General features: G+C 66.5%; 14 protein-coding genes. 3 read left to right on the plus strand and 11 right to left on the minus strand.

What is annotated here, in order from left to right:
* Positions 1 to 118 precede the first annotated feature (118 nt).
* The 3 genes from ribBA to nrdR all read right to left on the minus strand — a co-directional run bounded on the left by ribBA (position 119) and on the right by nrdR (position 3,154).
* Complete coding sequence (ribBA, locus tag KUW00_RS02290) at positions 119 to 1,264, minus strand: bifunctional 3,4-dihydroxy-2-butanone-4-phosphate synthase/GTP cyclohydrolase II (RefSeq protein ID WP_108131394.1); 1,146 nt, start codon at positions 1,262 to 1,264, stop codon at positions 119 to 121.
* A gap of 247 nt (positions 1,265 to 1,511) precedes the next feature.
* Positions 1,512 to 2,672 carry a bifunctional diaminohydroxyphosphoribosylaminopyrimidine deaminase/5-amino-6-(5-phosphoribosylamino)uracil reductase RibD gene (gene ribD / locus KUW00_RS02295; protein ID WP_222568153.1) on the minus strand — a complete coding sequence of 387 codons (1,161 nt, stop codon included), beginning with the start codon at positions 2,670 to 2,672 and terminating at the stop codon, positions 1,512 to 1,514.
* The gene (nrdR, locus tag KUW00_RS02300; RefSeq protein ID WP_045993087.1) at positions 2,669 to 3,154 is read right to left on the minus strand and encodes a transcriptional regulator NrdR; all 486 of its coding nucleotides are present in this window, start codon (positions 3,152 to 3,154) and stop codon (positions 2,669 to 2,671) included. Before nrdR ends, ribD begins: the two co-directional genes overlap by 4 nt.
* A 193-nt stretch (positions 3,155 to 3,347) precedes the next feature.
* On the opposite strand from nrdR, the gene KUW00_RS02305 reads away from it, so the two are divergent.
* On the plus strand, positions 3,348 to 5,105 hold the full coding sequence (locus tag KUW00_RS02305) for a sugar phosphorylase (RefSeq protein WP_222568154.1): 1,758 nt from the start codon (positions 3,348 to 3,350) through the stop codon (positions 5,103 to 5,105).
* Between the two features lie 158 nt (positions 5,106 to 5,263).
* On the plus strand, positions 5,264 to 6,067 hold the full coding sequence (gene dsbG, locus KUW00_RS02310) for a thiol:disulfide interchange protein DsbG (RefSeq protein WP_261391946.1): 804 nt from the start codon (positions 5,264 to 5,266) through the stop codon (positions 6,065 to 6,067).
* Positions 6,068 to 6,121: 54 nt separating this feature from the next.
* Here the strand turns inward: dsbG and KUW00_RS02315 are convergent, their stop codons facing one another.
* The 7 genes from KUW00_RS02315 to KUW00_RS02345 all read right to left on the minus strand — a co-directional run bounded on the left by KUW00_RS02315 (position 6,122) and on the right by KUW00_RS02345 (position 16,592).
* On the minus strand, positions 6,122 to 7,342 hold the full coding sequence (locus tag KUW00_RS02315; RefSeq protein WP_045991048.1) for a glycosyl transferase: 1,221 nt from the start codon (positions 7,340 to 7,342) through the stop codon (positions 6,122 to 6,124).
* Complete coding sequence (locus KUW00_RS02320) at positions 7,339 to 8,274, minus strand: HAD-IIB family hydrolase (protein WP_222568155.1); 936 nt, start codon at positions 8,272 to 8,274, stop codon at positions 7,339 to 7,341. The genes KUW00_RS02315 and KUW00_RS02320 overlap by 4 nt, the downstream gene beginning before the upstream one ends.
* A 307-nt stretch (positions 8,275 to 8,581) precedes the next feature.
* Positions 8,582 to 9,847, minus strand: coding sequence for a serine hydroxymethyltransferase (gene glyA / locus KUW00_RS02325; protein ID WP_222568156.1), 1,266 nt, complete (start codon positions 9,845 to 9,847; stop codon positions 8,582 to 8,584).
* A 218-nt stretch (positions 9,848 to 10,065) separates the two neighbouring features.
* Positions 10,066 to 11,451 (minus strand): hypothetical protein, encoded by a 1,386-nt coding sequence (locus KUW00_RS02330; RefSeq protein ID WP_045991046.1) that lies wholly within the window; start codon positions 11,449 to 11,451, stop codon positions 10,066 to 10,068.
* Between the two features lie 141 nt (positions 11,452 to 11,592).
* Positions 11,593 to 13,101: a hypothetical protein gene (locus tag KUW00_RS02335; RefSeq protein ID WP_052704200.1), complete on the minus strand. Its 1,509-nt coding sequence runs from the start codon at positions 13,099 to 13,101 to the stop codon at positions 11,593 to 11,595.
* 123 nt (positions 13,102 to 13,224) lie between these two features.
* Positions 13,225 to 15,843, minus strand: coding sequence for an ABC transporter permease (locus KUW00_RS02340; protein ID WP_253555486.1), 2,619 nt, complete (start codon positions 15,841 to 15,843; stop codon positions 13,225 to 13,227).
* On the minus strand, positions 15,840 to 16,592 hold the full coding sequence (locus tag KUW00_RS02345) for an ABC transporter ATP-binding protein (protein WP_222568157.1): 753 nt from the start codon (positions 16,590 to 16,592) through the stop codon (positions 15,840 to 15,842). Before KUW00_RS02345 ends, KUW00_RS02340 begins: the two co-directional genes overlap by 4 nt.
* Before the next feature lie 136 nt (positions 16,593 to 16,728).
* On the opposite strand from KUW00_RS02345, the gene KUW00_RS02350 reads away from it, so the two are divergent.
* Complete coding sequence (locus KUW00_RS02350) at positions 16,729 to 17,436, plus strand: arylesterase (RefSeq protein WP_222568158.1); 708 nt, start codon at positions 16,729 to 16,731, stop codon at positions 17,434 to 17,436.
* Positions 17,437 to 17,452: 16 nt separating this feature from the next.
* Here KUW00_RS02350 and KUW00_RS02355 read toward each other — a convergent pair whose 3' ends face one another.
* A complete protein-coding gene (locus KUW00_RS02355; protein WP_045991044.1) occupies positions 17,453 to 18,349 on the minus strand; it encodes a DMT family transporter in 897 nt (298 codons plus the stop codon).
* Between the last annotated feature and the right edge of the window lie 82 nt (positions 18,350 to 18,431).

Genomic DNA, 18,431 nt, shown 5'->3' on the forward strand with positions numbered 1-18,431 from the left:
GAATCTTCCTGAATGTACCGGCCTGGGGCCGGTAGTCGGGGTGACCCTGTCACAGGGCCTGTCCCCTGGTAAAAACCGAAACACCGGACGCCAGCATTACTGCCTCGCCCGGCGTGAATCAACCGCTGATATCACCTGGCGAGACGATGTCCACCACCTCGAGATCAAAACCCGACAGCGCGGAGAACTTCCACGGTGAGCTCAGCAGACGCATCCTGCCGACACCGAGCTCGCGCAGGATCTGGGAGCCGGTGCCGATGGTCAGGTAGTTGCCGGCGCCGTCGGACTCGCTGCCGCGAGCGGTGCGGCGGCGCTCCAGGAACACCTGCAGCATATCGTTGAGGTCCTGATGCGGACGCATGTCATCGAGCAGCACGAAGACACCCTGCTCGGCCCGCGCCACCTCTTCCAGCGCCTGGTGGGCGCGCCAGGAGGCGTCCTCGCCCTTGACCAGGCACATCAGGTCACGCATCTCGTTGGCCAGATGCACCCGCACCGTGGTCACGCTGTCCGGACTCGGCGAGCCCTTCACCAGCGCCAGGTGGTGCACCTTGTGGGTGCGGTCGAGAAAGACGTGGGCGGTCAGCTCACCGTAGGCGGTGGTCACCGGCAGTCGCTCGACCTCTTCTACCGTCTGCTCGTTGTGGATCCGGTAGTGGATCAGGTCGGCGATGGTGCCCATCTTGATCCCGTGGGTCTCGGCGAAGCGCTCGAGCTCAGGACGTCGGGCCATGCTGCCATCGTCGTTCATGATCTCACAGATCACACCGCTGGGATCACAACCGGCCAGGGCGGCCAGATCGCAGGCCGCCTCGGTGTGGCCGGCGCGCCTGAGCACGCCGCCGGGCTCGGCCATCAGCGGAAAGATATGGCCGGGCTGGACGATGTCTTCTGCCTTGGCATTGCGCGCGCTGGCGGCCTGCACCGTGCGTGCGCGGTCAGCAGCGGAGATGCCGGTGCTGACCCCTTCGGCGGCCTCGATGGACAGGGTGAACTTGGTACCGAAACCGGAGCCATTGTCCTGCACCATCAGCGGCAGCTTGAGCTGTTCGCAGCGCTCCCGGGTCATCGGCATGCAGATCAGACCACGGGCGTGAACCGCCATGAAGTTGATGTGCCAGGCCTCGACCTTCTCGGCGGCCATGATGATGTCACCTTCGTTTTCCCGATCCTCGTCGTCCATCAGGATCACCATGCGGCCCTGGCGGATATCCTCGACGAGTTCGGCAATAGGGGCCAGGCCCCCGCTGGAAGACTGCGACATGTATGCTCCCTGGATCTAAAATGGCCACTCGCGACGGCGGCCAGAAACCGCGTCAGGGTACCGTGGCGCGGCGTCGGGCGCCAGTCATAGTGGCGCGGCGTCGGGCGCCTGAGATAGTGGCGCGGCGTCGGGCGCCTGAGATAGCGGCGCGGCGTCGGGCGCCTGGGATAGACAAAGACCAGACAAGGCATCGGGCGCCGCTTATATGAAGCCCCGCTACTGCGATCCCCCGGCGACTTTCGTCGGGTCAGTGCTCGGCGCAGGCGGCCAGCGCCGGGCGCGCCAGAATACGCCAGTCCTTGCCGAGGGCGCGGATATCGAGAATTTCCAGAGGCCGTTGCTCGGCCATGCGTTCGATACCCGACAACGCCATCAGCCCGCGCGCGTTGGAGCCGAGCAGGGTCGGCGCCATGTAAAGACGCAACTCGTCCACCAGACAGGCATCCATCAAGGCACCTGCCAGGGTCGCGCCGGTCTCCACCAAAAGCTCGTTGCAGCCGCCCTCGTCACCGAGCCACTTGAGCAGCGCGCCAAGATCGACGCGGCCGTCGTCGCCTGCAGGCATCTCCAGCACCCGCGCGCCGGAGCGCATCAGCGCGTCTCTGCGAGGGGATTCGCTGCCCTCGACGCAGACCACCAGCGTCTCCCCTGGCTCGCTCAGGCAGGCCGCGGCCAGCGGCATGCGCAGGCGCGAGTCCACCACGACCCTAAGCGGCTGGCGTCGGGCGATGACTTCGGCGTCATCGAGCCCGAGCTGATCGGCACGCACCGTCAGCCGCGAGTTGTCGAAGATGATCGAATCCACCCCGGTGAGGATGGCGCAGCTCTGAGCCCGCAGCCGCTGGACGTCACGCCGAGCCTCGGCACCGGTGATCCACTGGGACTCGCCGGAGGCCATGGCGGTACGGCCGTCGAGGCTCATGGCGAGCTTGAGGCTGACCCGTGGACGCCCCCGGGTCATGCGCGACACGAAGCCGGCGTTCAATACCTGGGCGTCCGCCTCGAGGCAACCCAGCCTTACCTCGACCCCGGCGTCACGCAGGCGTGCGATACCCCGCCCCGCCACCTGAGGGTTGGGATCCTGCATGGCTACCACTACCCTGGCGACACCGGCCCTGATCAAGGCATCGCAGCAAGGCCCTGTGCGCCCCTGGTGGGAGCAGGGTTCCAGCGTCACGTAAGCGGTCGCGCCTCGGGCGTGCTCACCGGCAGCCTCGAGTGCATGGACCTCGGCGTGGGGCTCCCCGGCGCGCTGATGGTAGCCGTCGGCCAGATGCTTGCCGTGCTTGACCAGTACGCAGCCGACCCTCGGATTGGGCATGGTGGTGTAGCGACCGCGTTCGGCCAGCTTCAATGCCCTGGCCATCCAGGCTTCATCCTGGCCTGCCGTGATGTCCGTCGGATTCATGTGCTCTCCCCGGTGTCGGGCGAGAAACTCGGCTCCTGGGCCAGGCGGTCGATCTCGGCACGAAATTCGTCGATATCCTGAAACCTTCGATAGACTGAGGCAAAGCGGATATAGGCCACCTGATCGAGGCGCTTCAAGGCATTCATCACCTCTTCACCGACCACCCGCGCCTGGACCTCGCGCTCGCCCCGTGCGCGCAGGTTCTGGCGGATACGTTCCACCGCCGCCTCGATCGACTCGGCGCTGACCGGGCGTTTTTCCAGCGCCCGCAGCATGCCGGCCCGCAGCTTGATCTCGTCGAACACCTCCCGCGAGCCATCGGCCTTGATGATCCGTGGCATGATAAGTTCAGCGGTCTCGTAGGTGGTGAAGCGCTCACCGCAGCCAGCACACTGCCGCCGTCGGCGCACCTGATCACCTTCGGCGACCAGCCGGGAGTCAGTCACTCGGGTCTCTTGGGCGCCACAGAAGGGGCAATGCATAGCGGACAGTCCGGCAGGAAAAATATGTCGCCATAGTGTAACGGCTGAGGCCTGCCCCGCCCAGCGCAATGGCCCAGGTCATCCGCGATTTCAGCTGAGTTGGCACGCCCTGTGCTTGATACTTTCTTTCTAGCCGTCAATGAAATGGCGAGCGCTCACGGGGCAAGGCGCCCCCACGCCTGCGGAGGACACCATGGCAAGCCACCTCTCCCCCCTGGAACCCGACGACTTTCGCCAGCGTGCCGCAGAGCTGCTCGCGCCTCTCTATGGTGCACGCAGCGAAGAGGTCCTGCGCCGTCTGCTGCGCCTGATCGAAGCGCAGGGGGCCGGGTTGAGGCACCGTCATGGTGCACGCCAGACGCTGTGGAGCGAGCAGGACCAGTGGCTGATCGTCTATGGCGACTCGCTGCTGGATGCCGACAAGCCCCCCCTGGCGGTACTCGATGAGTTCCTGAGCAAGCGCCTGAAGACTGTCTTCAGCGGTGTCCATGTGCTGCCCTTCTTCCCCTGGAGCAGCGACGACGGCTTCTCGGTGATCCACTATCGCGAGGTCGACCCGAAACTGGGCGACTGGCGCGATATCCGGCGCCTGGCCAGTCACCATGATCTGATGGTGGACCTGGTGCTCAACCATGTCTCGCGGGAATCGCTGTGGTTCGCCGACTATCTCGGCGGCAACCTGCCCGGGCGCGACTACTTCATCGAGATGGACCCCGATACCGATCTCAGCGAGGTGGTGCGTCCGCGCAGCTCACCGCTGCTGGTCCCCGTCAGCACCCGCCGTGGCGTTCGCCACCTGTGGGCGACCTTCTCCGAGGACCAGATCGACCTCAACTTCGCCAACCCCGACGTGTTGATCGAATTCGTCGGCATCCTGCTGTTCTACCTGCAGCAGGGCGCCCGCATCGTCCGGCTGGACGCCGTCGCCTTCCTGTGGAAACGCCCCGGCACCCGCTGTATCCACCTTCCCGAGACCCACGCGGTGGTGCGGCTGTTGCGGGCGGTGGTCGACCACGTCGCCCCCGGCACCCTGATCATCACCGAGACCAATGTGCCCCACGCCGAGAACATCAGCTACTTCGGCCTGGAGCGACAGGACACGCCGCCCGACGAGGCCCACCTGGTCTACCAGTTCCCGCTGCCACCTCTGTTGCTGCACACCTTGACCAGTGGCGAGGCCGGCACCCTGGCGCGCTGGCTCGACAGCCTGCCCGAGCTCCCCGCCGGCTGCAGCTATCTGAACTTCACCGCCAGCCACGATGGTATTGGCGTGCGCCCGCTGGAAGGCTGGCTGGAAGGCCACGAGATCAACGCCCTGGTCGCCTTGATGCAGCGCTTCGGTGGCTTCGTCAGCATGCGCCGGCAGGCCGACGGCAGCGACAGCCCCTACGAGCTCAATATCACCTGGTTCGATGCCATGAGCGGCACCCGGCGTGGCCCCGACCCGTGGCAGGTCGAGCGCTTCCTGTTGAGTCAGCACCTGATGCTGGTGCTGAAGGGTATCCCCGGCGTCTACCTGCACTGCCTGACCGCCACCCAGAACGACCACGACGGGGTCGAACGCAGCGGGCGCCTGCGTTCGATCAATCGCAAGCGCTGGGACCGCCAGGAGCTGGAACCTCTGCTGGACAGCCGTCACACGCCGACCCGCGAGGTGTTCTTCGCCCTCACCCGCCGTCTCGAGATCCGTCGCAGGGAACCCTGCTTCCACCCCGATGCGGCCCAGACGGTCATCCCCACACCACCGGAGCTACTGGCGATCCAGCGCGGCCCCTTGGACGATGGCCGTCGACTGTTGGCCATTCACAACGTCACCGATCGGCCTCAGCCACTGGTACTGGACGGCCTCGACCAGTCCGGCTGGCAGGACCTGCTGGAAGGGGGCGCCTGGCGGCCCGTCGACACCCTGGCCCCCTATCGTTCACTGTGGCTGGTGCGCACCGACAGATAAGCCACCGCGCGCTCGGTGTATCACACAACAGCGCGGCCCTGGCGCTTTCACTGCCCGGCGACGTCAGCGGTCGAACCGATGGCGTTTGCTGCTGTCCTAGTGCGAGTGATTCTCGCTTGTCGCGGGATTCGTCCTACAAGATGCCGGAGAGTAACGACATGCCCCGCCGCCCCCGACTGCCCCGCCTCCCCGACCTGCCCCGCCATCAGCGTTCCTTCATGACCCTGGCGGCGGTGGCCTTCGGCCTGATGCCACTGTCCAGCGTCGAGGCCGAGGACCACCCCGCCCCCATCGAGGCGCTGGAGGAGGAAGGTCTTGAGGTGCACGGTGAATTCGACGCGCCGGGTGGGCTCAGCGGCTTCGCCGCCAGCCATCGCGGACAGCCGATGACCATCTTCGTCACCGAGGATGGCGAGCACGCCATCGTCGGCAATCTGATCGACGCCGACGCCAACAATCTGTCGGAGGCGCCGCTGGAGCGCCTGGTGCGCGGCCCCCAGGACGAGACCACCTGGCAGAGCCTTGAGGACAGCGCCTGGATCGCCGACGGCTATCCCGACGCCGAGCGCATCGTCTATGTGTTCACCGATCCCAACTGCCCCTACTGCACCCGCCTGTGGCAGCAGAGCCGGCCCTTCGTCGAAAGCGGCCAGGTCCAGCTACGCCACGTGATGGTCGGTATCCTCGACCCCGAGAGTCCGCGCCAGGCGGTCACGATGCTGGCCGCCGATGACCCTCAGGCCGCCCTCCGCGCCCATGAGAGCGGCGATCCGATTGAGCCCATGCGCCAACTGCCCAGAGACCTGGAGCAGCGCCTGCAGAGCAACCACGAACTGTTTCGCAGCTTCGGCATGGTGGCGACCCCGGGCATCGTCTATCGCAACGATGGCAAGCTCGAGATGAGCCAAGGCCTGCCGAGCGAAGAACTGTTCCATACCATCATGGGGCCGGAGCCCAACTGACAGGGTTTATCAAGGCGCTGGCACCAGGGCCTGGTGCCAGCACGCTGCAGGCCCTTAGACGTCCCCCGCGTTATCTGCCTCCACCGCGCTATATAGCTGTTCGGGCAGGTCCGGCAAGGCCGCACGCACGCGGTTCCAGCTGGGGATAAAGGGCTTCTCCCTGGGGTTGTCGAGAAAGGCGTTACCGGCCTCGATCAGATTGGCGGCAAACAGCTCCACCGCCTGCTCCTCAGCATGACGGTCCAGGCTCAACCCGTTCATGGTGGCGTCGTGGTCGTAAGCCTCGATCAGGTCGAGGGCCAGGCGATAGTAGGTGGCCTTGAGGGTACGAAAGCCTTCCGACGAGAAACCCACACCCTGGGTGGCCAGCTTGCGATAGAGCGCCTTGGCAATATCCAGGCTCATGCGGTTGAGCCCGGTGGCCGCGTCATCGGCGGACACCGGTTGATGCTTGTGGTCGTAGACGTCGGCGATATCCACCTGACACAGCCGATTGGTGGAGTGGTCGCGGTGGACCTCGGACAGCACCCCGATCTCCAGCCCCCAGTCGGCGGGGATACGGATGTTGTCCAGCACCTCGGTACGCATCGAGAACTCCCCCGACAGCGGGTAGCGATAGCTGTCCAGGTAGTCCAGGTAAGGCAAGGGCCCGTGCATGATCTTTAGCGCCCGCAGCAGCGGGGTCACCATCAGCCGGGAGACCCGGCCGTTGAGCTTGCCCTCGGCGATACGCGGGTAGTAGCCCTTGCAGAAGGCGTAGTTGAAGCGTGGGTGGGCCACCGGATACATCAGCCGTGCCAGCAGGCCGCGGTCGTAGGTCAGGATATCGCAGTCATGCAGCCCCACCGCGGCGGTGCGCCCGGATGCCTGCACATAGCCCGCACAGAACCACACATTGCGGCCCTTGCCCGGCTGCTGTGGCGCCAGGCCTTCCTCGGCCAGCTGCGCGTCCAGCGCGCTCAGGCGCGGGCCGTCATTCCACAGGATGCGATGGTGCTGGGGCAGGCGCGAAAAGAACTCGCGTGCCCGCAGAAACTGGTCTCGGTCGGCACGATCGAGGCCGATCACGATCTCCGACAGATAGCTCGCCTGGGCGAGGGATTCGACGATGGCGTCCAGCGCCGGGCCTTCCAGCTCCGAGTACAATGACGGCAGGATCAGCCCGAGCGGGCGCTGGCGGCCGAAGCGCTCCAGATCCGCCTCCAGGTCTTCGACCTTGCGCCGAGTCAGGTTGTGAAAGTCGGTGATGATGCCGTTCTGGTGGAAATCGCTCATGCCTCACCCTCCTCGCCCAGCTTGTGATGATCCTTGTCGTCGGCGCCGCCGGCATCGGTGCTGCTGGAAGGCTCCGCCGCGTCCTGCTCCCCCCAGAAGTGCGCAACCCCCTCGGCCCAGCCCCTGGGGCCCAGCGCCTCGCTGCGATACAAGCGCGGCTGGCACGGGGACACGTCGAGGCCATGGCGGGAACGAATCACCACCGCCGCATCGGTGGCCTCGAGCATGGCAACGTCGTTGGGGCCATCGCCCAGCGACAGGGTCTCGGGGCGTCGGCCCTTGAGCGCCTCGAAGCGGGCGCACAGCCATTGCACCGCCTGGCCCTTGTCGGTGTCGCCGAGCACGTGCCAGAAGCGCCCGCCCCTCGTCATGCGCAGGCCGTCACTGGCCAGGCCTTCGCGAAAGCGCTGCAGCAGCGCTTCGTCGTCTTCCCACAACAGCGGCTCGCTGCCCTCGCGCAGGCGTGCCAGGCGTGCTTCCTGTTCATCCAGACCGGTGAAGGCCACCACGTCTTCCAGCGCCATCTCGCTCATGGTCAGAAAGCGCGCGGACAGCCGCTCACGCCAGATCGCCACCCGCCGACGAATCAGTCCGATATCCACCCCGAGGGTGCGGATCACCAGGCCATCCGGGCCCGGCTGTCCCTCACGTCGGGCGTGACACCAGCTGGGGGGCAGCGCGATCACCGCGCCGTTCTCGGCGATAAAGGGGCGATCGGCGAGGCCGAGCTGCTGGCGCAGGCCGAGCAGTTCACTGCGGGTCTTGCTGGTCACCGGGATCACCGCGACGCCGGCCTCACGCAGGGCATCGAGCCAGGGCTCGGCGGGCTTCCAGCCGTAGTCATGGTGGTCGAGCAGCGAGCCATCCAGGTCGGTGAACAGCAGCCTGGGCCCGTCGAAGGCACCGATTCGGGGGGTCGTGCTGGCGTGCATGGTGGGACCTTCGCATCAAAAGGGTTCACCGAGATACAAAGCAAGGGCTGCGCCAGCGCTGACAAGAGCAACGGGAAAACAAGCAGATGACGGGAAGGTAGACGTCAGCGCAACGAGGCCCCGTCAGGTCCGGGGCGGGCGCGGCCGTGCCCGGTGCAGGATAAGGCACCACAATGGTGCATCGACCACCGACGCCCGGCTGCAAGCACACAGCCCCAGAACGACGACACCCCCGAGAGCGGGGCTCTCGGGGGTGTCTTTGGTGGCCTGAGCGGCGGGTCACCCCGCCGGGCACTCAGCCGGGCCCTCAGCCATAGACCGGCAGACGGGTGCAGACTTCTTCCACCTTGGCCTTGACCTCGGCCTCGATGGCCTCGGTGGACTCGCCCTTGGCCATGACGTCGAGGATGTCGCAGATCCAGCCAGCCAGATCACCGCACTCGCTCTCGCCGAAACCACGGGTGGTGACCGCCGGGGTGCCGATACGCAGGCCAGAGGTCACGAAGGGGCTCTGCGGATCACCGGGCACGGCGTTCTTGTTGACGGTGATGTGGGCACGACCCAGGGCCGCGTCCGCGTCCTTGCCGGTCAGGCCCTGCTTGATCAGCGACAGCAGGAAGAGGTGATCCTCGGTGCCGCCGGAGACCACGTCGTAGCCACGCTCGATAAATACCTTGGCCATGGTCTGGGCGTTCTTGACCACCTGCTGCTGGTAGGTCTTGAACTCGGGCGCCATGGCCTCCTTGAAGCAGATCGCCTTGGCCGCGATGACGTGCTCGAGCGGGCCGCCCTGGCCACCGGGGAAGACCGCAGACTGCAGCTTCTTCTCGATGTCGGCGTCGTTCTCGGCGGACAGGATCAGGCCACCACGGGGACCGCGCAGGGTCTTATGGGTGGTGGTGGTGACCACATGGGCGTGGGGCAGCGGATTCGGGTAGACACCGGCGGCAACCAGGCCGGCCACGTGGGCCATGTCCACCAGCAGGAAGGCACCCACCTCGTCGGCGATCTCGCGGAAGCGTGCCCAGTCGATGACCTGGGAGTAGGCGGAGAAACCGGCGATGATCATCTTCGGCTGGTGCTCGCGGGCCAGGCGGGCCACCTCGTCGTAGTCGATGCGGCCGGACTCGTCGATGCCGTACTGCACGGCATTGTAGTGCTTGCCGGAGAAGTTCGGGCGGGCGCCGTGGGTCAGGTGACCGCCGGCGTCGAGGCTCATGCCCAGCACGGTGTCACCGGGCTTGACCAGGGCCTGGAAGACCGCGCCGTTGGCCTGGGAGCCGGAGTGCGGCTGGACGTTGGCGTAGCTCGCGCCAAACAGCTCCTTGGCATAATCGATGGCCAGCTGCTCGACCACGTCGACGTACTCGCAGCCACCGTAGTAACGCTTGCCGGGATAGCCTTCCGCGTACTTGTTGGTCAGCTGGCTACCCTGGGCTTCCATCACCCGGGGGCTGGCGTAGTTTTCGGAGGCAATCAGCTCGATGTGAGCCTCCTGACGGGCGACTTCCTTCTGCATCGCATCGAACAGGGCATCATCGAAACCGGCAATCTGCATATCACGGCTGAACATCGGCGGCATAACCTCGCAGCGGGGGATTCAAGGGGCAATCGCGAAAAGCGGGCCGCCATCATAGCGCAGCCCATGACCGCTTTCACATGAAAGACCGTCATGGGCTGCTGCATGATTTCTCATCTTGGCTTCAGTCAGACTGAAGCGTGGCCCACCGGGCGCTCTTTTCCAGGCTCAGCCCGAAACGCCGGCGAGCGCCACGACCCTTCGGCCAAGCCCTAGTCCATCGTGACTTCCATGGACAGAGCCTGGGGCAGCCCCAGCGGGTCCTGGGCCAGCTTCTGGAGCTGTCGGCTGGGTGGCAGGCTGAGGTCGATCGACATCTCGCTGGCCTCGCCGGCCATCATCTGCACCAGCCCCGTGAGCACCGCGCCGATCTGCGGTCCCATCATGATGCCGAAGCCTTCGGACTGGGTCCTGAGCTGTTCGAGCAGGGCGTCTTCGGACACCCCCTGGGTCGCTGCCACCACCGGTGCGATACGCCCGAACACGCCCAGATCGCTGAGACTGAGCGAGACGTCGCCGCCCTGGGTGTCCAGCTCGGTCCAGTCCTCGAGGCCGGCAAAGTAGGCCGCAGGGTCCTGGCCCTTGGGCAGGTTTACCGGCAGGTCACTGTCGAAGCCGAGGCGGAAGGCATCGGCTGCGGTCATCTCGAAACGGCTGGCCACCTGGCCATTGGCACCGCTGGCCTCCCAGGTACCGTCCATGTCGGCGTCCAGGGTGAGCTGTCCGGAGCCATCGGTCAGCACGTTGCTGACCAGGCGTAGCTGGGTGCGCTCGTCCACCGGCGCCAGCTCGATCATCCTGGCCAGATCCACCGTCAGGTTGTCCATGCGCCCGCTGTACTCGCCGTCGTTCATGTCGCCGTCGGCCACCAGATGCTCAAGGCTTGCCACCAGGCGATCGGTGGCGATCTCGAGGTCCTCGAGCTCGAGGGCGTCCACCGTGGGCGCGTCGCTCGCAAGCCCCTTGAGGCCGGTCAGACTGAGTGACGGCAGCGAGAAGGTTCCGGCCCCGAGCTCCTCGAAGTTGTCGCTGGAGCCGCTCATCCCGGTCAGCGTCAGGCTGCCGATGGCATCGGCGCTGACGTCGCTGGCGCCCAGGCTCTGGATCTCGATGCGTCCGGGATAGTCGCCCCAGGGAAGGTCAGCCCCCACCTTGCCCTGGCGCTGATCCATCACCAGTCCTTCCAGGCTAATCCCGGCCAGCGGGTTGTCTTCATCCCAGGGCAGATCACGCAGATCGAGCACAGGCTGGCCGGGCTCCTCGAACACCAGCCGCTCGAGCAACATGCTGGCGCCCCGGTCGACCAGCTCGATGTCCTCGAGCACCACTTCTTCCGGCGCGTCGTAGTCGCCCTCGACCAGGTAGCGCGCGATGGTCAGGCGTTCGCCGTTGTCGCCGGTCAGGGTCAGGTTCTCGGCACTGGTGGTGCTGCCAAGCAGCTCATCGGATACCTCGCCGATCTCGAGGGTACCTTCACGCTCCAGGGCCGCACGCAGGTCGGCCTCGAGACGTTCGGCGTCGGCCTGGGCGACGCTCGCCCCCAGAGAAAGCAGCGCCACGAAAGGGACGGCGTGGCGGGAAGACAGACGGCACTTCATGAACTTTCACCTCCGGTGTGAAAATAGAACCTGGCAAACACCAACGATCTTTGCCGATACGGCTGTTGTGTCAGCCTTCACTGTAGCGCCTGAACGAATCCGTCGACAGGCCTTCAGCAGTGTTAACAGGACATCGTTCACTCAATCCAGCGGCAGGCGCGCCGACAACCGCCGACTCACCTCCTCGATCACCGCCAGGCGCGCCCGACGCTTGTCGTTGGCGTCGATCAGCACCCACTCGCCGCCAGGGGCATGAGTTTCCGCGAACATCTCGTCGATGGCCTGCTGGTAGTCGTCCCAGCGCTCGCGGTTGCGCCAATCCTCGTCGGTGAGCTTGTGCCGCTTGTGAGGAGTCTCGGCCCGGGCTTCGAAACGCTCGAGCTGCTCGTCCTTGTCGATGGCCAGGAACAGCTTGACCAGCACGGTGCCGTGCTCGAGCAGGCGCGCCTCGAACTGGCGAATCTCTTCAAAGCCGCGTCGCCAGTCCCGCTCATCGGCGAGGCCTTCGACCCGTTCTACCAGCACCCGGCCATACCAGGAGCGGTCGAAGATCGCCACCCGGCCATCGCGCGGCAGGCGATGCCAGAAGCGCCACTGCCACGGGTGCAGGCGCTCCTCCTCGGTGGGCGCAGCGATCTGATGCACACGGTACTGACGTGCATCCATCGCCGAGGTCAGGCGATGGATGCCGCCGCCCTTGCCGGCAGCGTCATGGCCCTCGAACACCACCACCAACGGCACTCCCTGGCGCGCGGCACTGCGCGCCAGCTGGGCCAGCCTGGCCTGGGCGTCGGCCAGGCGCTCGCTGTAGTCGCGCTTCTTGAGTCGTGGGGGCGGGTCGTCATGCTCGAGGGCATCGAGCCGGGGGGGAGCGATGGCATTCAGTGGGGGAGTCTCGGGACGCTCGAGGGCAGGGACAGGGCTTGCCATGACCTTCTCGAGGACTTCGGCCACCTGGGGCAGCAGGTCGTTGCCGGGGCTCGCGTCGAGCTCGATCCAGGGACTGTGGCGACAGTGGGTGCGCGCACGCAGGTCGCGGGCAAGCTCATCGAGCAGGCCATGCTGGGCATGGCGGCGCCACTTTTCGTCGGTGACCTGCCAGCGACTGGCCGGGTCGGCGGCCCAGGCCTCGAGTCGTTGTCGCTGGGTGTCTGCATCGATCTGCAGCCACAACTTGACCAGGCGAACTCCGTCGGCGGCAAGCTCCGCCTCGAACTGACGCATCTGTTCGATGCGGTCATTGTAGGCGCCCTCGCCCAAGGCGCGGGAGGCCCGCGCCAGCACCGCATCGCCGACCCAGCCATGGACGAACACCCCGAGCCGGCCACGCCCTGGAAGACGCCGCCAGAATCGCCACCAGTAAGGTCGTCGGCGCTCCTCGTCGCCGGGCACCAGGGCATGCACCTCGGTCAACCGGTTCTCCAGCCAGTGGTTGAGCAGGTTGATCAGCTCGCCCTTGCCGGTGGCGGCGTGGCCGGCCACCAGCACTACCACTGCCCGATCCGCTCGCTGGGCCAATTCAAGCTGGGCCGACAGCAGCCGAAACCGCTGACACTCCTCGGCGGACATGGTCTTGCCGGAGGCGTTCTTGCGAGAGGCGTTGCTGGTTGAGCCCCGCTTCTTTCCCTTTGCCACCTTGGTCCTGGTCATCGTCGCTCCTTCATGACGCACTTCCCTGTTCATAAGGCGCTTCGCTTTGCATAAGGCGCATCGCTTTGCATGAGGCGCTTCGCGTTTCGTGAGACGCGTCGCCCTTTCATGATGATTCGCCTTTCAGGCCTCGCCCAGCAGCCCCAGGCTCGCCGCCGGCGCCTGTCGCCGAATGCCCCGGGACAACAGATGCCCTACCAGACCCAGTACCACAGCGCCGAGCGTCGGGACCAGCAGCCAGACCCAGGGATGCACCCGCGGCGGCAGATCCAGCCACAGCAGATATAACGCGGCCGTGGCGACCTCCGCCAGCAGCGCCGCCATCAGGCCGCTGGCCAGTCCCAGAACGGCAAATTCAGCCCACTGCACCCGCGCGAGCAGACGCGAACCTGCGCCAAAGACGCGCAACAAGCCGCTTTCGTGGGCACGTACCGGCTGACTGGCGATCAACGCGGCGTAGAGCACACTGACCCCGGCCAGCAGCACGAAGGCCAGCACCACTTCCACCGCCCGGGTCACGTGCCCCAACACCTCACGGACCTGCCCCAGCAGGGCATCCACGTCGAGCAGCGTCACCCCCGGAAAGGCCTGGACCAGGCTCCCCAGTTCGCGCTTCTGCTGCTGCTCCAGATAGAAGGCGGTGATGTAGCTATGGCCGTAGCGTTCCAGCACACCAGGCGGGAAGATCACGTAAAAGTTGGGCTTGAAGCTGTCCCAATCGAGGTCGCGGAGACTGGTGATCTCACCGACCAGGGTGTCGGCGCCGATGGTGAAACTTAAACGATCCCCCAGCGCCAGCCCCAGACGTTCTGCCAGTTCTCGTTCCATGGAGATCGGCGCCGTCTCGGCGACGTCATCGCCTGCGGGCGCCGAGGACGGCTGGGCATCCACCTCGTCGAGCCAGCCGCCGGCCTCGGCGCGCGAGGCAAACCATTCGCCGGCCACCAGACGATTACCGCTCGGCAGATCCTCCCGCCAGGTCAGGTTGAGCTCCCGGCGCAGGGCGTTTTCTCCTCTCGCCTCGGGGGGCACGGCCTGCCTCGGCGGCTGGCCGTTGATCGCGGTGATACGCCCGCGGACCATGGGGTAGAGATCACTGCTGGCCTCGGCGATGGCCTCGAGCCGCTGCTCGAAGTCGTCGCGCTCGCCGGGCTGGATATTGATCGCGAAGTGATTGGGTGTGTCCTCGGGTAACTGCGCCTGCCAGGTGGTCAACAGATCGCCCCGCACCAAGGCGATCATGGTCATGGCGAAGAAGGTCACCGCGAACGCCAGCATCTGCCCCAGGCTGGCGTTGCGACGGCGCGCCAACTGCCGAGCGCCCAGACGCAACGACCCGCGCAGACCAGCGGGATCACCACCGTCGAGCCGCGCGGCCAGACGCAACAGTCCATCGAGGATCAAGCCCGCCAGGCCCCACAGTACGCCCAGTGCCACCATGCCGCCGGCCAAGAGCCCCGCGGCCAGCCCCAGGCTGCCGGAGTACAGCCAAAGCAGAGCACCGAAGGCCAGCGCCGCCGCCAGCAGCAGCGACCAGCCGGAGGCGGGCAAGGGGTCCAGCTCCCGGCGCAGTACCTTGAGTGCGCTAACCCGCTTCAAGCGCAGCAGGGTCGGCCCTGCAAAGCCGGCCAGCACGGCCAGTGCCGTCAGCACACCCAGCCACAACGGCAAGGCTCCGGGAGGCGGCAGCTCCAGCGGTAAAAAACGCTGCATCAAGCCCAGCAGCAACGCCTGTCCCGCCAGCCCCAGAAGCGCGCCGATCAGCGAGGCCACCAGCGCCAGACCGGCCAGCTGGAAGGTGAAGATACGCGCCAGGTCCCGCTGGGAAGCGCCGAAGCAGCGCAGTAGCGCGGCGGTATCCAGATGGCGATCGACGTAGCGCCGCGTCGCCATGGCCACCGCCACCCCGGCCAGCAGCACGGCGGCTAGACCGGCCAGGCTCAGGTAGGTCTCGGCTCGCTCCAGCGCCGAGCCCAGCCGCGGCCGGTCCTCGCGCACGTCACGTACCTCGACGCCGTCGGCGCGCAGGCGGGCGAGCCAGGGCGACAGCGTCTCCACCGCCTGGGGCGAGCCGGCGGCAAGGATCTCGAACTCGATGCGCGAACCGGGCTGGATCAGCCCGGTCGCCTCGACGTCGTCGACGTGCATCATCACCCGCGGGTTGAAGCTGCCGAAGCCGGCAGACTGGTCGGCCTCCCGCTCGATCCAGCCGGTCACCTGGAACTCGCCCCTGCCCAGCGTCAGACTGTCGCCGAGTTCGATGTCCAGCAGCGTCTCGAGCCTCGGCGCCAGCCACACCTCGCCTGGCGCAGGGCCACTGGCGAGCTCCTCGACACCGGCGCCCTGGTCGACCCGGGACACGCCGTAGAGTGGATAGTCGTCATCCACAGCCTTGATGCTGACCGGCTGAAAGGCGCCATCGCGACTGGCCATGGAGACCAGATCGACCTGGTCGCTCAGGCGCATGCCGGCGCCTTCCAGACGCTCCCGGATCTCCTGAGCGAAGGGATCGGACTGCTCCAGTACCACATCGCCGCCCATCATCTGACTGGCCTGACGGGTCAGGCCACGTTCCAGCCGGTCGAGAAAGAACCCCATCATGGTCGAGGCGGCCACCGCCAGGGTCAGCGCCACCAGCAAGGCGCGTACATCACCCGCACGAAGATCGCGCCGCAGAGAGCGCGCCGCCATCACCAGCTGACGTCCCAATTGGCCCTTCGCCGTGGAGCTTCGCTCACTCATGCCGAGGCCTCCCGCTGGGCGTCTGGCGCCTCGGCTGGAAGCTCCGAGGTAACTTCGGTGAGCTGGCCGTCGGCCAGGCGCAGACACCGATCGCAGCGCCTCGCCAGAGCGTGGTCGTGGGTAACCAGCACCAGGGTGGTGCCCTCGGAACGGTTGAGCTCGAACAGGGTCTGAATGATGCGCTCCCCGGTGTCCGGGTCGAGATTGCCGGTCGGTTCATCGGCAAACACCAGCTCGGGGCCGGTGACAAAGGCCCGCGCCAGCGCCACCCGTTGCTGTTCGCCGCCGGACAGCTGCTTGGGCAGGTGATCCAGGCGTTCGCCCAACCCCACTCGACCGAGCCAGTCGGTGGCACGGGCCTCACGGTTGGCAAGGGTCGACAGCTCGGTCGGCAGCAGCACGTTTTCCAGCGCCGTCAGGGTCGGCAGCAACTGGAAGTTCTGAAACACGAAGCCCACTCGGGTGTTTCTCAGCGCCGCGCGACCGTCCTCGTCGAGCTCGGCAAGCGATGTACCGAACATCGCAAGCTCGCCGGCACTCGGCGTATCGAGACCGGCCAGCAGCGCCAGCAGGGTCGACTTGCCGGCACCGCTCTGGCCGAGGATGGCGACGCTCTCGCCGGACTGTACGTCGAGCTCAAGCTCGCGCAGGATGGTCAGTTCCCGCATTCCGCTGGCGACCCGCTTGGACAGGCCTCGCGCGCGCAGCACGGTGGTCGGGACGGTATTCTCGGAAGGAGACAGCGACATGGTGATGGCATTCCCTGGGACTTGGACGTTTGGGGCGGCACGGCGGTTTTTTTCTGGAGCCTCGCGTTTCGGCGCTGCTGATGCCACGACGTCAGGAAGACGAGCGCAGGATCGCCGGGCAACGCCCGCCAGGCGGATGCTGAAGACGCTGATGATGGCCTGCGTCTTGACCGCCCTTGTGCCGGGGTCGGTCTGGGCCCAGTCTGACACAGCCCCGCCGACCTTGCTGGTGGTGGGCGACAGCTTGAGCGCCGCTTACGGCATCGAACGGGACGCCGGCTGGGTGGCGTTGCTGGCCGAGCGAGTGGCGCACCGCGCCGAGGTGGTCAATGCCAGCATCAGCGGCGAAACCACCGGCGGGGGCGCCACCCGTCTCCCTGAACTCCTCCGACAGCACGACCCGGACATCGTTCTGCTGGAGCTGGGCGGCAATGATGGACTCAGGGGCCTTCCGCCGAGCCAGATGTCGGCAAACCTCGAAGGCATGATCGAAAAGAGCCAGGCCGCCGGCGCCCAGGTGCTGCTGCTGGGTATCGATATTCCCCCGAATTACGGCGACGCCTACCGTCAGGCCTTCACCGGGGTCTTTCGAGAACTGGCCGACACCCATGAGGTGCCGCTGGTGCCCTTCCTGCTCGAAGGCGTGGCGCTGGACCCGGAGCTGATGCAGGACGACGGCATCCACCCCACCGCCGAAGCCCAGCCGAGGCTGCTCGACAACGTCTGGCCGAGCCTTGCGCCCCTGCTGGACGAGACCGAGACGCCGGGGACCGAGGCGGTGTCGACCCAGCCCTCCAGCCAGAAAGACAGCAAAGAACGCAGCGAGCAAGCGAGCGCCTCCTGAGGCGCTCCGCGGGCCCCTACGAGGAGGATGGCTCGACGTGAGCCGGCGCCTTCTGCCACTGCTGCAGCCCAAGCCCCAGCAGGATCAGCACCAGTCCGATCAGGGTCGAGGGGAGTATCGGCTCGCCCACCACCAGGTAGAGCAGCATCAGCGACACCGGCGGTGACAGAAAGATCAGGTTGGAGACCTTGGCGGTGCGCGACACCCGCTGCATCGCCGCCTGCCATAGCACAAAAGCGACGCCCATCTCGAACAGTCCGACATAGATGCCCGCGCCCAGGGCGGCACTGCCGTGCCACTGAAAGCCTGGCCCCAGCACCATCAGCAGCGTCAGCACCGGCACCCCGACGCTGAAGTTCTGCCACTGGGCGACCAGCGGAGGACGCCGGTCGCGGGCATTGAACAGCCAGTACAACGCCCAGATCAGCGTCGACACCAGCGCCAGTGCGACGCCCAGAGGATCGGCGAAGGCCACGTCAAAAACCTGGCCGCGGGTGGCGATGACCCAGACCCCGGCGTAGGCCACCAGGCCGGCCACCACGTCCATCGGCGTCAACCGCTGCTTGAGGATCGGCACCGCCAGCAGGGCCATGGCCAGCGCCCAGGTGTAGTTGAGCGCCATGGCCTCCTGTCCGGGCAACCGGTCATAGGCCGCAAACAGCACAAGGTAGTACGCCACCGGGTTCATCAGCCCGGCCCACACAGCGGTGCGCCAGCCGCGACGAAGTGCCTGATGCAGCTGTCCGCGCCGCAGCATCAGCACGCTCATCAGCGCCCAGGACACCAGTGCCGCCAGCCACATCAGCTCCAGCGGGCTCATATGGGCAAGCGCCAGCTTGAAGGCGGTGGCCACCGTGGACCACAACGCCACGGCGCCAAGGCCGAAGGCCATGGCCTGTCGATCAGTTGTCATGACATTCCCTGGGGTAAAGATGAGGGTAAGGAGCAGCGGGCCATGGCCACGCCAATCAGCGACGCGGCCAATCAGGATGACG

The sequence above is a fragment of the Halomonas sp. DP5N14-9 genome, assembly GCF_019802175.1.
Taxonomy (GTDB): Bacteria; Pseudomonadota; Gammaproteobacteria; order Pseudomonadales; family Halomonadaceae; genus Halomonas; species Halomonas litopenaei.